The organism is Streptomyces sp. NRRL WC-3549, from assembly GCF_000721935.1.
Classification (GTDB): Bacteria; Actinomycetota; Actinomycetes; order Streptomycetales; family Streptomycetaceae; genus Streptomyces.
Window position 1 is genome coordinate 26072 of record NZ_KL585387.1, and the last position, 12030, is coordinate 38101.

At 73.0% G+C, this 12030-nt stretch carries 12 protein-coding genes and 4 pseudogenes; 9 read left to right on the plus strand and 7 right to left on the minus strand.

Annotation, left to right across the window (positions count from 1 at the left end; all coding sequences use genetic code 11):
• From IH13_RS0105375 to IH13_RS0105390, 4 genes and pseudogenes are all read left to right on the plus strand, one after another.
• Positions 1–467 (plus strand): annotated as a pseudogene (locus IH13_RS0105375) (ArsR family transcriptional regulator); the annotation flags it as partial.
• Positions 464–1807, plus strand: a complete 1344-nt coding sequence (locus tag IH13_RS0105380; RefSeq protein ID WP_051835767.1) for an MFS transporter — start codon at positions 464–466, stop codon at positions 1805–1807. The pseudogene IH13_RS0105375 and the gene IH13_RS0105380, both read left to right, overlap by 4 nt.
• A gap of 208 nt (positions 1808–2015) precedes the next feature.
• On the plus strand, positions 2016–2255 hold the full coding sequence (locus tag IH13_RS0105385; protein ID WP_037840840.1) for a hypothetical protein: 240 nt from the start codon (positions 2016–2018) through the stop codon (positions 2253–2255).
• Entirely contained in the window at positions 2245–2481 is a 237-nt protein-coding gene (locus tag IH13_RS0105390) for a hypothetical protein (RefSeq protein WP_031081456.1), read from the plus strand. The genes IH13_RS0105385 and IH13_RS0105390 overlap by 11 nt, the downstream gene beginning before the upstream one ends.
• Positions 2482–2761: 280 nt before the next feature.
• On the opposite strand, the gene IH13_RS0105395 is transcribed toward IH13_RS0105390, so the two are convergent.
• From IH13_RS0105395 to IH13_RS0105415, 5 genes are all read right to left on the minus strand, one after another.
• Entirely contained in the window at positions 2762–3115 is a 354-nt protein-coding gene (locus IH13_RS0105395; RefSeq protein ID WP_031081459.1) for a PRC-barrel domain-containing protein, read from the minus strand.
• 154 nt (positions 3116–3269) lie between these two features.
• Entirely contained in the window at positions 3270–3440 is a 171-nt protein-coding gene (locus IH13_RS0105400) for a hypothetical protein (protein WP_031081460.1), read from the minus strand.
• Between the two features lie 139 nt (positions 3441–3579).
• Positions 3580–5202 carry a PTS transporter subunit EIIC gene (locus tag IH13_RS0105405; RefSeq protein WP_031081462.1) on the minus strand — a complete coding sequence of 541 codons (1623 nt, stop codon included), beginning with the start codon at positions 5200–5202 and terminating at the stop codon, positions 3580–3582.
• A 45-nt stretch (positions 5203–5247) separates the two neighbouring features.
• Positions 5248–6210 carry an N-acetylmuramic acid 6-phosphate etherase gene (murQ, locus tag IH13_RS0105410; protein ID WP_031081464.1) on the minus strand — a complete coding sequence of 321 codons (963 nt, stop codon included), beginning with the start codon at positions 6208–6210 and terminating at the stop codon, positions 5248–5250.
• Positions 6211–6284: 74 nt separating this feature from the next.
• Entirely contained in the window at positions 6285–7202 is a 918-nt protein-coding gene (locus tag IH13_RS0105415; protein ID WP_031081465.1) for a MurR/RpiR family transcriptional regulator, read from the minus strand.
• 120 nt (positions 7203–7322) lie between these two features.
• On the opposite strand from IH13_RS0105415, the gene IH13_RS0105420 reads away from it, so the two are divergent.
• Complete coding sequence (locus IH13_RS0105420; RefSeq protein WP_031081467.1) at positions 7323–7691, plus strand: hypothetical protein; 369 nt, start codon at positions 7323–7325, stop codon at positions 7689–7691.
• Positions 7688–7954 (plus strand): annotated as a pseudogene (locus IH13_RS40485) (DUF4031 domain-containing protein); the annotation flags it as partial. The gene IH13_RS0105420 and the pseudogene IH13_RS40485, both read left to right, overlap by 4 nt.
• Before the next feature lie 79 nt (positions 7955–8033).
• Here IH13_RS40485 and IH13_RS0105430 read toward each other — a convergent pair.
• Both IH13_RS0105430 and IH13_RS0105435 read right to left on the minus strand, forming a co-directional pair.
• Positions 8034–9266, minus strand: coding sequence for a Cmx/CmrA family chloramphenicol efflux MFS transporter (locus tag IH13_RS0105430; protein WP_199814603.1), 1233 nt, complete (start codon positions 9264–9266; stop codon positions 8034–8036).
• Positions 9267–9341: 75 nt separating this feature from the next.
• On the minus strand, positions 9342–9986 hold the full coding sequence (locus tag IH13_RS0105435; RefSeq protein WP_031081472.1) for an HD domain-containing protein: 645 nt from the start codon (positions 9984–9986) through the stop codon (positions 9342–9344).
• A 122-nt stretch (positions 9987–10108) separates the two neighbouring features.
• Here IH13_RS0105435 and IH13_RS36805 point away from each other — a divergent pair.
• From IH13_RS36805 to IH13_RS0105450, 3 genes and pseudogenes are all read left to right on the plus strand, one after another.
• Positions 10109–10877 (plus strand): annotated as a pseudogene (locus tag IH13_RS36805) (LamB/YcsF family protein).
• Positions 10874–11518: a 5-oxoprolinase subunit B family protein gene (locus IH13_RS0105445; RefSeq protein ID WP_031081473.1), complete on the plus strand. Its 645-nt coding sequence runs from the start codon at positions 10874–10876 to the stop codon at positions 11516–11518. The pseudogene IH13_RS36805 and the gene IH13_RS0105445 overlap by 4 nt, the downstream one beginning before the upstream one ends.
• Positions 11515–12030, plus strand: a pseudogene (locus IH13_RS0105450) (allophanate hydrolase subunit 2 family protein); the annotation flags it as partial. The gene IH13_RS0105445 and the pseudogene IH13_RS0105450, both read left to right, overlap by 4 nt.

Sequence of the window (12030 nt, forward strand, 5' to 3'; positions counted from 1 at the left end):
GCCAGCGGCGGTGGGAGGCGGCGGCACGCGGCTTCCGGTTCGAGGCGCCGCGGGATCCGTCCGACGAGGAGGGCCAGGCGGCCGCGCGGGTGCTGTCGCAACAGATGTTCCGGAGCCACGCCGACGTCCCGAGCCGATGGGTCCAGGAGGTCGAACCCGCTCTCGATACGACATGGCGCGGGCTGGCAGGGCTGGCGAACACGCGTGTCGTCGTGTCCGCCGAGGAACTCGCGGCGATCGAGGAGGGGATCGAGCGCATCCTCGCGCCGTACGTCACCCGCGACCCGGCCGAGCGGCCCGCCGACGGGCGTGGCGTCCGGCTGATGCGTTACGTCCTGCCGGAAGGCGTCGAAGAGAAAGGCGTCGAAGAGGAAGGCGTCGAAGAGGAACAACAGGCCGGGCGGACCGGGGAGGCCGGGGAGGCCGGGGAGGCCGGGGAGGCCGGGCGGGCCGGGGGGACCCGGTGAGCGGATCCGAGGCTGCGGCCGGCGGGATATCGCTCTGGCGGGATCGGCGGTTCCGCCGCTTCTGGGCCGGTCAGTCGGTCTCCCAGTTCGGCGACCGGATCACCGAACTGGCCCTGCCCCTCATCGCCGTCAGCGCCCTGAGCGCCACGGCCAACCAGGTGGCGTGGCTGACCGCCCTGATCTGGACCCCGAACCTGCTCGCCATCCTGCTGGGGGCCTGGGTCGACCAACGCCCCCGCAAGCGCCGCCTGATGATCCTCGCCGACCTGGTGCGTGCCGCGGTGCTGCTCAGTGTCCCGGTGGCCTACCTGCTGGGGGCGGTGACGCTGGGACAGTTGTACGCCGTCGCACTGCTGACGGGTGCCGCCGGGGTGCTGTTCAACACCGCCTACCCTCCCTTCTTCGTACGCCTCGTGCCGCGCCCGTCCTACGTCGACGCGAACAGCAAGCTCAGCGCGACCCGGTCCGCGTCGTACGTCGCCGGCCCGGCCATCGGCGGTGCGCTGATCCAGGTGCTGACCGCGCCCGTCACCCTCGTCGTCGACGCCCTGACGTTCCTGGTGTCAGCGGTCCTGGTGGGCCGGGTCCGGGTCGACGAACCGCCCGCCGTGCCTGGCGGGGCCGCCGGGCCCTCACTGTGGCGGCGCGCCGGGGAGGGGCTGTCGTTCGTCGTACGTCACCCGGTGCTGCGGGCCACGCTGGGCTGCGCGGCGACCGTCAACTTCTTCTCGTTCGTCGCGGGCAGCGGGCTGATCGTGCTGTTCGCCAACCGGAACCTCGGGCTCTCGGCGGGGGTGATCGGCGTCGCGTTCGGGGTCGGCGCGACCGGTTCGCTCCTCGGTGCCGTGATCGCCCCGAGGATCTCGCGACGGTTCGGTGTGGGGCGCAGCATCGTCGTGGGCGCGGTCCTCTTTCCGGCGCCGACCGCCATCGCCGCTGCCGCGGACGGCCCGCTCTGGCTCCGTGCCGGAGCCCTGGCCGCGGCCCAGTTCTTCTCCGGCTTCGGGGTCATGCTGTTCGACGTCAACCTCAACTCCCTTCAGGCGGCGGTCATCCCCGACGACATGCGCAGCCGTGTGGCCGGTGCGTACAGCACGGTCAACTACGGTGCGCGTCCCGTGGGCGCCGTCACCGGAGGGCTGCTCGCCACCCTCGTCGGCCTGAGGCCGACCCTTCTCGTCGCCGCACTCGGCGGAGCGCTGTCGGTGTTCTGGCTCCTGCCTTCGCCGGTACCCCGCATCCGCTCACTGGCGTCGAGCGACACCACGGATGCCGCCGACGACGGGGGCGCCGCCGGGAGCGAGGGCGTGCCCGCTTCTGCGGACCCGACGACCGCCTGAGGTGGTCCGGAAGAGGCTCGGCCGCGCTCGCGGTCGGCGACGAAGGACTCCCACGCGGCGAGGCTGTTTCGAGCCGGCCGCCGCTCCCGCCGCTGGGGGAGGGCTTCCGCCAGGGGGCGGTGGACAGGCCGTTCTTTCACCGTAGCCATGAATTGGACACGCTGTGTAGGCATACCCGCTACTCAGCGTGGAAATGGGGAAGATCATGATGACGGCTACGGAACGGCGCAAAGAAGCAGCGGACAGAGTGCGGGCGGCGGAGGACGCCGTGACGCGGTTGCGGGCGGGGCTCGCGGCGGTCGGCGTGAAGCTGCCTTCCCTGCGCATCGACCCGGTGTCGTGCGCGGGCAACGAACCGGTCCCGCTGGTGGATCTCGGCCGGTGCTCGATCGAGACGGCGCTGCGGCTGAGCGCCCAGCTCGAAGCGAAGGCGCCCCATGACAGTTGAAGGACTTGAACCCTGTACGCCCGAGCCCGGCACGTTCGCCGTGGACGGCCGGGACGGGCGGGTGGGGCGGGTGATGGGCCGCGTCGGGCCGTACGTCCAGCTCCGGCCCCCGGGCGGAGGCGCCGAGTGGGACTGCCCGCCGGACGCCGTGCACCCGGCGCCGCCGGGGCTGGTGCTGCGGGCCCGGGTGACGGAGATCAACCGGGAAGGGCAGTTGCCGAGATGACCGCCGGGGCGCCCGGCGCCGGGTCGGTACAGGGGCCGGACGGCCAGGGGGCGTCGGGAGGGGCGGAGTACCGCCGCGCCGCCGTCGACGGGGGTTTCGCGTCCGGCCGCAGGAGAAGGGGCCCGTGACGACCGCCGCGACGGTCGAAAACGATCAGGGTTCTGAGTCCGCCCGTGGGACCACCTGCCGCGGACTCCCCCCCGGGGGGTTCACCGGTCTGAGCCCTACCGTGTGCCGGGCCGCAGCCCGCCGACACAGAGATGGGTATAAGAGACAGGTTTCACCGAAGGCGGTGGCCGATGTAGTAGCTCTCGATCTGGGCGTGGTAGACCGGGTCGCCCGCGTGCTTCTGCTTGTCGAACTCCGGGGAGTTCTTGATCTGCTCCTTGGCCAGGTCGACGAAGATCGTCCGGTGCTCGGTGTCGACGCCCTTGACCGTGCCGGCGGGCAGGAGGACTTCCTTGCCGAAGATCCATGGGCCGGTGTCGACCACGATGTAGGCCGAGCCCACATCGTCCGAATGCTTGTCGACCTTTCCGATGCTTCCATCGGTCGCCTCGACCGCGTAACCGGTCAGGTCGGCGCCTGCGGTATGACCGCTTGTCGGCTGGTAACCCCACATGTGGTCGCTCATCATCGGCTCCTTTCGTGACGGTCCATTCGGTCTCGGTAAGTCGGGTTCCCCCGATCATGGAAGGCACACGCGGCGCGTGGAAAGAAATGAAAACGCGAGTGGGCCGGAAATCTCTTTCCGGCCCACTCGCGTCATCCGTGCTGGTCATGGCTTTCTACCAGCGGTACCACCGGCCACGCTTACCGCCACCTGAGGCGGGACGGACGAAGAAACCGATCAGCCAGACGATCAGGACGATCACCGCGATCCACCACAGTGCCTTGAGTGCGAAACCGGCACCGAAAAGAATCAGGGCGAGCAGAAGAACGAGAAGCAGGGGAACCATAGTTATCAACCTCCGAGGCATCTGGTGCCCCTGAAGCAATTCCCTACACCGGTCATCCTTAGATTCTTTTTATGGCCGTCCTACGTCTGCCGCTCTGCGTCTGCCGCTCGCGTCCGGCGGTCGGCCGGAGGCGTCGGGGTCAGACGCCCGCGGGCTCCTTCGCCGGGGAGTCACCCGAGTCGCCGGAATCATCCGGGTCATCCGGCTCGCCGGTGCCGGCGGAGGGGCGGCCGGTGGCCGCGACCGTGGACGGGGCGGGTTCCTGGGAGATGTTGAACTCCTCCAGCAGGGACTTGCTGAAGCCGAAGAAGTACGTCGCGACGAACCCGGCGACGTACCCCGCCAGCAGGCCGCCCGCGTAGATCGCGATCGTCGTGCCGAGGCCGTGATTGCCGTCCAGGAGCGGGAACAGGGCCCAGCCGGACGGGCCGATGGCCGTGGAGCCCACGGAGTCGCCGAGTTGGTTGAACAGGCCCACGACGCCACCACCGAACGCGCCACCCACACAGGCCGTGACGAACGGGCGGCCCAGGGGGAGCGAGACACCGTAGATCAGGGGCTCGCCGACCCCCAGCACGCCTGCGGGCAGGGCGGACTTGATGGTCTTGCGGATCGACTCGTTACGGGGGAGGCGCAGGTAGACCGCCGCCGCCGCGCCGACCTGGCCGGCTCCGGCCATCGCGAGGATGGGGAGCAGGACCGTGAAGCCCTGCTGCTCGATCAGCGTGGTGTGGATCGGGATCAGGGCCTGGTGCAGGCCCAGCATCACCAGCGGCAGGAAGAACCCGCCCAGCAGGAAGCCCGCACCGGCGCCGCCCGTGGAGAGCAGCCAGTCGGCGAACGTGCCGATGGCGGAGGAGACCTCACCGGCCACGTACATCAGGCCGAAGATCGTGACGAGGCCGGAGAGCAGGACGGTCAGGGTCGGGGTGACCAGCACGTCCAGGGCCTCGGGCACCCAGCGGCGGCACCACTTCTCGACGTACACCGCGAGGACCGCCGCGCCGAGGGCGCCGAGGACGCCGCCCTGGCCCGGGGCGAGGGTCTGGCCGAAGGCGTCGATGTTCGCGACGCCCGGGAAGACGATGATCGCCGCGACCGCACCTCCCAGGATCGGCGTACCGCCGAACTCCTTCGCCGTGTTGTAACCGACGAAGACCGCGATCAGCGCCATGAAGCCGGAGGCCATCGCGGCGAGCGCGGGGGTCACCGACGGCAGCCAGCCGAGGTTCACCAGCAGGCCGTTGAGGCCGGCGATGATGCCGCAGCCGATCAGGGCGGGGATCAACGGGACGAAGATGTTCGCGATCCGGCGCAGGAACAGCTTGAACGGGGTGGCGTTCTTCGCCTTCTGCTGCGCCTTGATGGCCGCGCCCTGGGCCGCCAACTCCTCCGCCGTGACGGCCGAGGCGTCCGGGGTGTCCGGGGCGCCCGGGGCGCCCGGGGTGTCCGGGGCGCCCGGAGCCGTCGAGGCGGCGGCGGGCCCGGAGGCCGAGGCACGGCCCTCCTCGACCAGTTGCTCGAACTCCGGGGTGACCCGGGCGACGGTGCCCGGGCCGAGGACGATCTGGTAGGTGTCGTCCTCAACCACACCCATGACGGCGGGGACCGCCTTCAGAGCCTCGTCGTCGACGAGGGAGCGGTCGTGCAGACCGAGCCGGAGCCGGGTCATGCAGTGGGCGATCGAGCTGACGTTCGCCGCGCCACCGACGAGCGGAAGGATCGCGGCTGCGGTGGCGCGGTTCTTGTCTTCAGTAGCCATGGTGCGTGGTGCCTTGCTGTGCGGGGGATTCGTGCGTGCGGTGCGTCAGGTGGTGCGTACGGCCGCCAGGGCGGCGCGGAGGTGGCCGTGCGAGTCGGCGAGGAGCCGGGCGGCCGTGGGGCCGTCGACACCGCCCAGGATGGCGAGGACGGCGTTCTTCACCTCGCCGTCGGTGGCGGTCAGCGCGGCCTCGATCTCCTGGTCGGAGGCGCCGGTGGCGAGGGAGACGATCCGGCGGGAGCGGGCGCGCAGCTTCTCGTTGGAGGCGCGGACGTCGACCATCAGGTTCCCGTAGGTCTTGCCCAGCCGGATCATCGTGATCGTCGAGATCATGTTGAGGACGAGCTTCTGGGCCGTCCCGGCCTTGAGGCGGGTGGAGCCGGTCAGCAGCTCGGGGCCGACGACGACCTCCAGGCAGTGCTCGGCGGCGGCCCCGAGCGCGGAGTCCGCGTTGCAGGAGAGGCCGAGGGTGAGCGCGCCCAGGGCACGGGCGTGCTCGACGGCTCCGATCGCGTACGGGGTGCGGCCGGAGGCGGAGATCCCGACCACCGTGTCGTCGGCGGTGAGGCCCAGTCCGTCCAGGTCGGCGGCGGCCAGCTCCTTGCTGTCCTCGGCGCCCTCGACGGCGGTGACCATGGCGGTGGGGCCGCCCGCGATGAGGCCGATGACCTCGGACGGATCGGTGTTGAAGGTGGGCGGGCACTCGCTGGCGTCCAGGACACCGAGGCGGCCCGCGGTGCCGGCGCCCGCGTAGATCAGCCGGCCGCCGCGTGCCATGCGCTCGGCGGTGGCGTCGATCGCGGCGGCGATCTGCGGGAGGGCCCGGGCGACGGCGGCGGGGACGGTGGCGTCCTCGCCGTTCATGATGCGGGCTATCTCCGCCGTGGAGAGCTGGTCGATCTCCGCGAGCTCCGGGCGGAACGCCTCGGTGGTCAGGGTGGCGAGCTGGGCGCGCAGTTCGCCGTAGCCGTCGGGGGTGGCGGCGTCGGCGTCGGTGGTGGAGGTCATGGGCGGCGGCTCTGCTTTCTCGTTCACATCACGTGCGGGGCGGTTGGGGGCGGGTCGGCGCGTGGGCCGGGGTGTCAGCGGCTACGGGGGGAGTGGCGGTGGGCCAGCGCCTCGTACGAGGCGGACAGCGCGGGCGCGGCCGTCTCGTAGGTGCGCTGGGCCACTCCTATGAACAGGCAGTCCACGACCAGCAGCTGACTCGTGCGGCTGGACATGGCGGCGGGCCGCAGCTCGCTCTCCCGGGCGGTGGAGGTGGTCAGGATGTGGTCGGCGTACTGCGTGACCGGGCCGTCCGGGCGGCCGGTGATCGCGATCGTCGTCGCGCCGTGGTCGAAGGCGACCCGCAGCGGCTCTATGACGTCGCCGGTGGAGCCGGAGTGGGTGATGGCGATGGCCACGTCCCCCGGGCGGAGCTGCACCGCGTTGGTCACGGCGAGGTGCGGGTCCGTGTGGGCGTGGGCTATCAGGCCGATGCGGAGCAGCTTCTGCGCCAGGTCCTGGCCGACGAGGGAGGAGGCGCCGACGCCGTACACGTCGATGCGGCGGGCGGTCGCGGCGGCGGCCACGGCGGCCCCGAGCTGGACCGTGTCGAGTCCGGCGGCCGTGTCGGCCAGGGTCTGCTGCTCGTCGTAGGCGAGCTTGGCGACGACGTCGGCGATCGGATCGTCGACCGCGATGTCCGCGGTGACGGCGGGCGCCCGGCCGGACTGCTGGTGGGCGGCGAGCCCGGCGAGGGCCAGCCGCAGGTCGCGGTAGCCCGGATACCCCAGGAGGCGGGCCGTGCGGACCACGGTGGCCTCGCTGGTGCCGGTGAGCTCGGCGAGACCGGTGACGGTGAGGGCGGCGCATCCGGCGGGGTCCCCCGCGACGGCTTCGGCCACCCGCTGCATGGAGCGGGTCATGGACGGGGCGAGCGTCCGCACCTTGGCCGCGAGCGCCGCCGGTGCGGGCGGGGAATCAGCGCTGAAACTTTCCTTCACGTCATTGGTCACGACTGAAAGATATTTTCAACGCCGAAGCCCGTCAACCCCCTGTGGTCCCTACCTGTGGAAAACCCTCCGGCCCGCCTTCCGGCCGTCCTTCGGCCCGTACGGCAGGGGGACAATGGGGGCATGGAGTCGAACACCTTGGAGCAGCAGCTGCACACCGCACGCGCGCTGGTGATGGCCGACCTCGTCGCGGGAGACGTCGCGGAGGCCCAGATCGTCTCGCTGGTCGAGGACGCGGTGGCCCATCGGCGGTGGTGGGTCGAGCAGTGGCCCGAGGGCGCGGCCTTCGTCACCGGGCTGATCGCGCAGGACGTCCAGGACGCCCTGTTGGAACGGTACGGCCGCTGGCCGCTGTGTCCGGTCTGCACGGAGGGCGGACCGCACGCGCTCGACGTCGAACCCGAGCTCGGCCCCGACCCGCACTGGGTCTGCACCGAGTCCGCGGTGTCCGTCGCCCCGGTGGGGGCGCTGGCCCGGGTGCTGCGCCGGTGACCGTCTACATCGACCCGCCGACCTGGCCGGGCCACGGGCGCATGTGGTCGCACCTGGTCAGCGACGTGTCGTTCGAGGAGTTGCACGCCTTCGCCGCACGCATCGGTTGCCCGCCGCGCGCCTTCGAGTGCGACCACTACGACGTACCGGAGGCGCGTTACGCGGACGCGGTGCGCGCCGGCGCGAAGGAGGTCGGCTCGAAGGAGATCGTGCGCCGGATCACGGCCGCCGGGCTGAGGCGCCCGAAGGGCCGTCCGGCGCCGTCGCCGCCCACGGCACCGTCACCGTCACCGTCACCGTCACCGACCACGGTGCCGTCACCGGCCACGGTGCCGTCGGTTCCTATGAAGCCGTCCGTGTGACACCGGCCGGGGCGCCCGCCTCGGCCGGTGAGGTGGAACCGGCGCCCGCGACCCGCCGCGACGGCCTGCCGCCGCCGCCCAGCCGCAGCGCCACCCCCACGGCCGCCAGGCCGACGACCGTCATGGCCGCGCCCGCCCAGGCGGTGGCCCGGAAGCCGAAGTCCGCGTCGATCACGGCCCCGCCCAGCCACGGTCCGCTCGTGTTCCCCAAGTTGAAAGCGGCCGTGGTCGTCGCACCCGCCAGCGTCGGCGCCGCGCCCGCCACGTTGAACATCCGCGCGTTGAGCGCCGGTGCGGTGAAGAACGCCGACAGCCCCAGCAGGAACGCCAGCCCCACCACCGCGATCTGACTGGACGCGAAGAGGGCCAGCGCCACCAGGAACACCGTCGACGCGCTGATGCCGCTCAGCAGCACACCGAAGAGGTGCGCGTCCGCGACCCGCCCGCCGATCGTCGTACCGACCAGCGCGCCCAGACCGAACAGTGCCAGCACCCAGGGCACCCAGCCCGAGCTCAGCCCGGCGACGTCCGTCAGCAGCGGAGCCAGGTAGCTGAACGCGCAGAACACACCGCCGGCGGCGAGCGCCGTGATGACGATCGCCAGCCACACCTGTCGGTCGCGGTAGATCGCCATCTCCTGCCGCAGCTGCGGTTTCTTCTCCGGCAGCGGGATGCGCGGGATCCGGGTGGCGACCCCGACCAGCGCCACGGCCGAGGCCGCGCCCACCGCCCAGAACGCCGAACGCCAGCCGAAGTGCTCACCGAGGAACGCGCCGAGCGGTACCCCCAGCACGTTGGCGATCGACAGACCGCCGATCATCACGGCCATCGCCCGCGCCCGCGTGTTGAGCGGGACCATCGCGATGGCGACGGCCGCCCCGACCGCCCAGAACCCGGCGCACGCCAGCGCACTCACCACCCGGGAGACGAACAGCACCTCGTACGTCGGCGCGAGCGCGCCCGCGACCTGGCCCAGGCCGAAGACCGAGATCAGGGCGATGAGGGTCGTGCGCCGGGGCAGTCGGAGCGTGGCCACGGCCAGCAGCGGGGCGCCCACGACCATGCCGATCGCGAACGCGGATATCAGGAGCCCGGCCTGCGGAATCGACACGTCCATGTCGTCGGCGATCGGGGGCAGCAGCCCGGACAGCATGAACTCACTGGTACCGAGAGCGAAGACCGAGAGGCCGAGGATGTAGACGGCCAACGGCATACGGGGACGGTGGCTGGAAGCAGAATCGGGCATGACACATGGCAACAGTGGCCCGGTGCCCGCCATTCCCCTGTCTCAGCGGGTGAGCAGCTCCAGCTCCGTCGTCAGGTTCTGCCGGGCCCGCGGCTCCCACACCTCGGCCCCGTGCGGCGTACGGAACAGGCGGGGCAGCCCCAGCAGTTGCCGCAGGACGTCCGCCCGGCCCGCCCGGAAGGCGTCGTCCGGGACGAAGCCGTACTCCTCGCGCACCTGGGCCGCGTACGCCGCGTACTCCTTCGGGGAGGAGGCCAGGATCGCCAGGTCGGCGTCGCAGAGCACCTCCCCGTTGGTGTCGCCGTCCGCCGGGTCGTGGCTGACGGTGAGCCGCACCAACCGGGCCACCTCGGCCGTCGCCGGGTCCGGCACTCCGGCCTCCGGCAGGGCCCGTTCGGCGAGCGCGGCGCTGCGCTCCTCGTTCTCGGAGCGGTCGGGGCGGTAGACCGCGTCGTGGAACCAGACGGCCAGCCGGACCAGGTCCGGGCCGGAGGCGTGGCCGGCGAGGGCGTCCACGTGGTCCAGGACCCGGGTCAGGTGGGTCGTGGTGTGGTAGCGCCGCTGGGGCTCGGCCCAGCGTTCCAGGAGGTTGTCGGCGTACGGCAGCGGGTCGGGGTCGGGGGATCCGCCCCGGGCGGCGACGAGGGCGTCCTGCCAGCGGGAACGGAGTGCGGAGACGTCGGTCATAGGGCGAGGGTAGAGCGGGCGGGGCCTTGTCCGGCGGGGCGGCCACTGGTTACTTTGCGGCGGTGACGGAAGCGGCGTACCGGACGGACCAAGGCGCGGCCCTCGCCGCCGCGCCACTCGTGATGGATCTCAACGCGGACCTCGGCGAGGGGTTCGGGCGCTGGACCCTCACCGAGGACGACGCGCTGCTGACCTGTGTCACCAGCGCCAACGTCGCCTGCGGGTTCCACGCGGGCGACGCCTCCGTGATGCGGCGGGTCTGCGACACGGCGGCGGCCCGGGGCGTACGCATCGGGGCGCAGGTCTCCTACCGGGACCTGGCCGGGTTCGGCCGCCGCGCCATGGACGTCCCGGCGTCGGAACTCACGGCCGAGACCGCCTACCAGATCGGTGCGCTCCGGGTGTTCGCCGAGGCGGCGGGCTCCGCCGTCACCTATGTCAAACCGCACGGTGCCCTGTACAACCGCACCGTCCACGACGACGAACAGGCGGCGGCCGTCGTCGCCGGGGTGCTGCTCGGTCGCCGGGGTGCTGCTCGCCGGTGGCCGGCCCGCCGTCCTGGGGCTGCCCGGCTCCCGGCTGCTGGCCCACGCCCGGGAGGCGGGACTGACCGCCGTCGAGGAGGCGTTCGCCGACCGCGCCTACACCCCCCGGGGCACTCTGGTGCCCCGGGGCGACGCGGGCGCGGTGGTGCACGACGCGGACGAGGTCGTACGCCGGAGCGTCGGCATGGCCGTCGAGCGTGCCGTGACGGGGGCGGACGGCGGCCGGATACCGGTCGAGGCGAGGTCCCTGTGCGTCCACGGGGACACCCCCGGGGCCGCGGCGCTCGCCCGCCGCGTCCGGACGGCCCTGGAGGACGCGGGCGTGACGGTGGAGGCGTTCGCGTGAGCGCGGCGCGGGTCCTGCCGGCCGGACCCGGTGCCCTGCTGGTGGAGCTTCCGTCGGGCGCGGCGGCCGAGGCCTTCCACGCGGAGCTGCTGCGCCGCCGGGCCGACGGCACCCTGCCCGCCGTCCGGGAGGTCGTCCCCGGGGCCACCACCGTGCTCCTCGACGGGATCGAGCCCCGGGAGGCCGGGGCGCTGGCCCGCCGGCTGGCGTCCTGGGAGATACCGCCGCTGCGCCGGGACGCCGGTGAGGCCGTCGAGATCCCGGTGGTCTACGACGGCCCCGACCTCGCCGACGTCGCCGAGGCGTGGGGCGTGGCCGTCGCCGACGTACCGCGTGTCCACGCCCGGACGGAGTTCCGGGTGGCGTTCTGCGGGTTCGCCCCCGGGTTCGGTTACCTCACGGGCCTGCCGGAGCACCTGCGCGTACCGCGACGGGCCACGCCGCGCACCCGGGTGCCCGCCGGGGCGGTGGCCCTCGCCGGGCCGTACACCGGCGTCTACCCGCGCCCCTCGCCCGGGGGCTGGCAGCTCATCGGCCGGACGCCGGAGCCGGAGGTCCTGTGGGACCCGGGGCGTGAGCCGGCGGCGCTGCTGGGGCCGGGGTCCCGGGTGCGCTTCGTGGCGGCGGGTGTCGCCGGATGACCCGGGGGACCCATGAGGGGGTGCCGGTCGCGGGTGCGGTGGAGGTGGTGCGCGCCGGGGCGCTGACCACGGTGCAGGACACCGGACGCGTCGGCCGGGCCCATCTCGGTGTGCCCCGGGCGGGGGCCCTGGACGGGCCGGCCCGGTGCCTGGCCAACCGGCTCGTGGGCAACGCCCCGGACGCGGCCGTGCTGGAGACCACGCTCACGGGGTGCGCGGTCCGGGTGTCCGGCGCCCGGTCGCTGACGGCCGTGGTCGGCGGGGCGGTGTGCCGGGTGACGGTGGACGGGCGGCCGGTGGCCTGGGGTGCGCCCGTGCGCGTACCGGAGGGGGCGGTCCTGGAGGCGGGGCCGGCGCTGCACGGGGTCCGCGCCTATCTGGCGGTCGGCGGCGGCCTGGTGCCCGAACCGGTGCTCGGCAGCCGGTCGGCCGACCTGCTCTCGGGGCTCGGCCCACCGGTCCTGCGCGACGGCGACGTCCTGCCCGTGGGCGTGGTGGCCGCCGGACACGGC

Excerpts from the sequence above, each read along its gene's own strand:
- IH13_RS0105385 (WP_037840840.1), top strand. The coding sequence starts at position 2,016 with ATGACGGCTACGGAACGGCGCAAAGAAGCAGCGGACAGAGTGCGGGCG.
- IH13_RS0105390 (WP_031081456.1), top strand. The coding sequence starts at position 2,245 with ATGACAGTTGAAGGACTTGAACCCTGTACGCCCGAGCCCGGCACGTTC.
- IH13_RS0105395 (WP_031081459.1), bottom strand. The coding sequence starts at position 3,115 with ATGAGCGACCACATGTGGGGTTACCAGCCGACAAGCGGTCATACCGCA.
- IH13_RS0105400 (WP_031081460.1), bottom strand. The coding sequence starts at position 3,440 with ATGGTTCCCCTGCTTCTCGTTCTTCTGCTCGCCCTGATTCTTTTCGGT.
- IH13_RS0105405 (WP_031081462.1), bottom strand. The coding sequence starts at position 5,202 with ATGGCTACTGAAGACAAGAACCGCGCCACCGCAGCCGCGATCCTTCCG.
- murQ (WP_031081464.1), bottom strand. The coding sequence starts at position 6,210 with ATGACCTCCACCACCGACGCCGACGCCGCCACCCCCGACGGCTACGGC.
- IH13_RS0105420 (WP_031081467.1), top strand. The coding sequence starts at position 7,323 with ATGGAGTCGAACACCTTGGAGCAGCAGCTGCACACCGCACGCGCGCTG.
- IH13_RS0105430 (WP_199814603.1), bottom strand. The coding sequence starts at position 9,266 with ATGCCGTTGGCCGTCTACATCCTCGGCCTCTCGGTCTTCGCTCTCGGT.
- IH13_RS0105435 (WP_031081472.1), bottom strand. The coding sequence starts at position 9,986 with ATGACCGACGTCTCCGCACTCCGTTCCCGCTGGCAGGACGCCCTCGTC.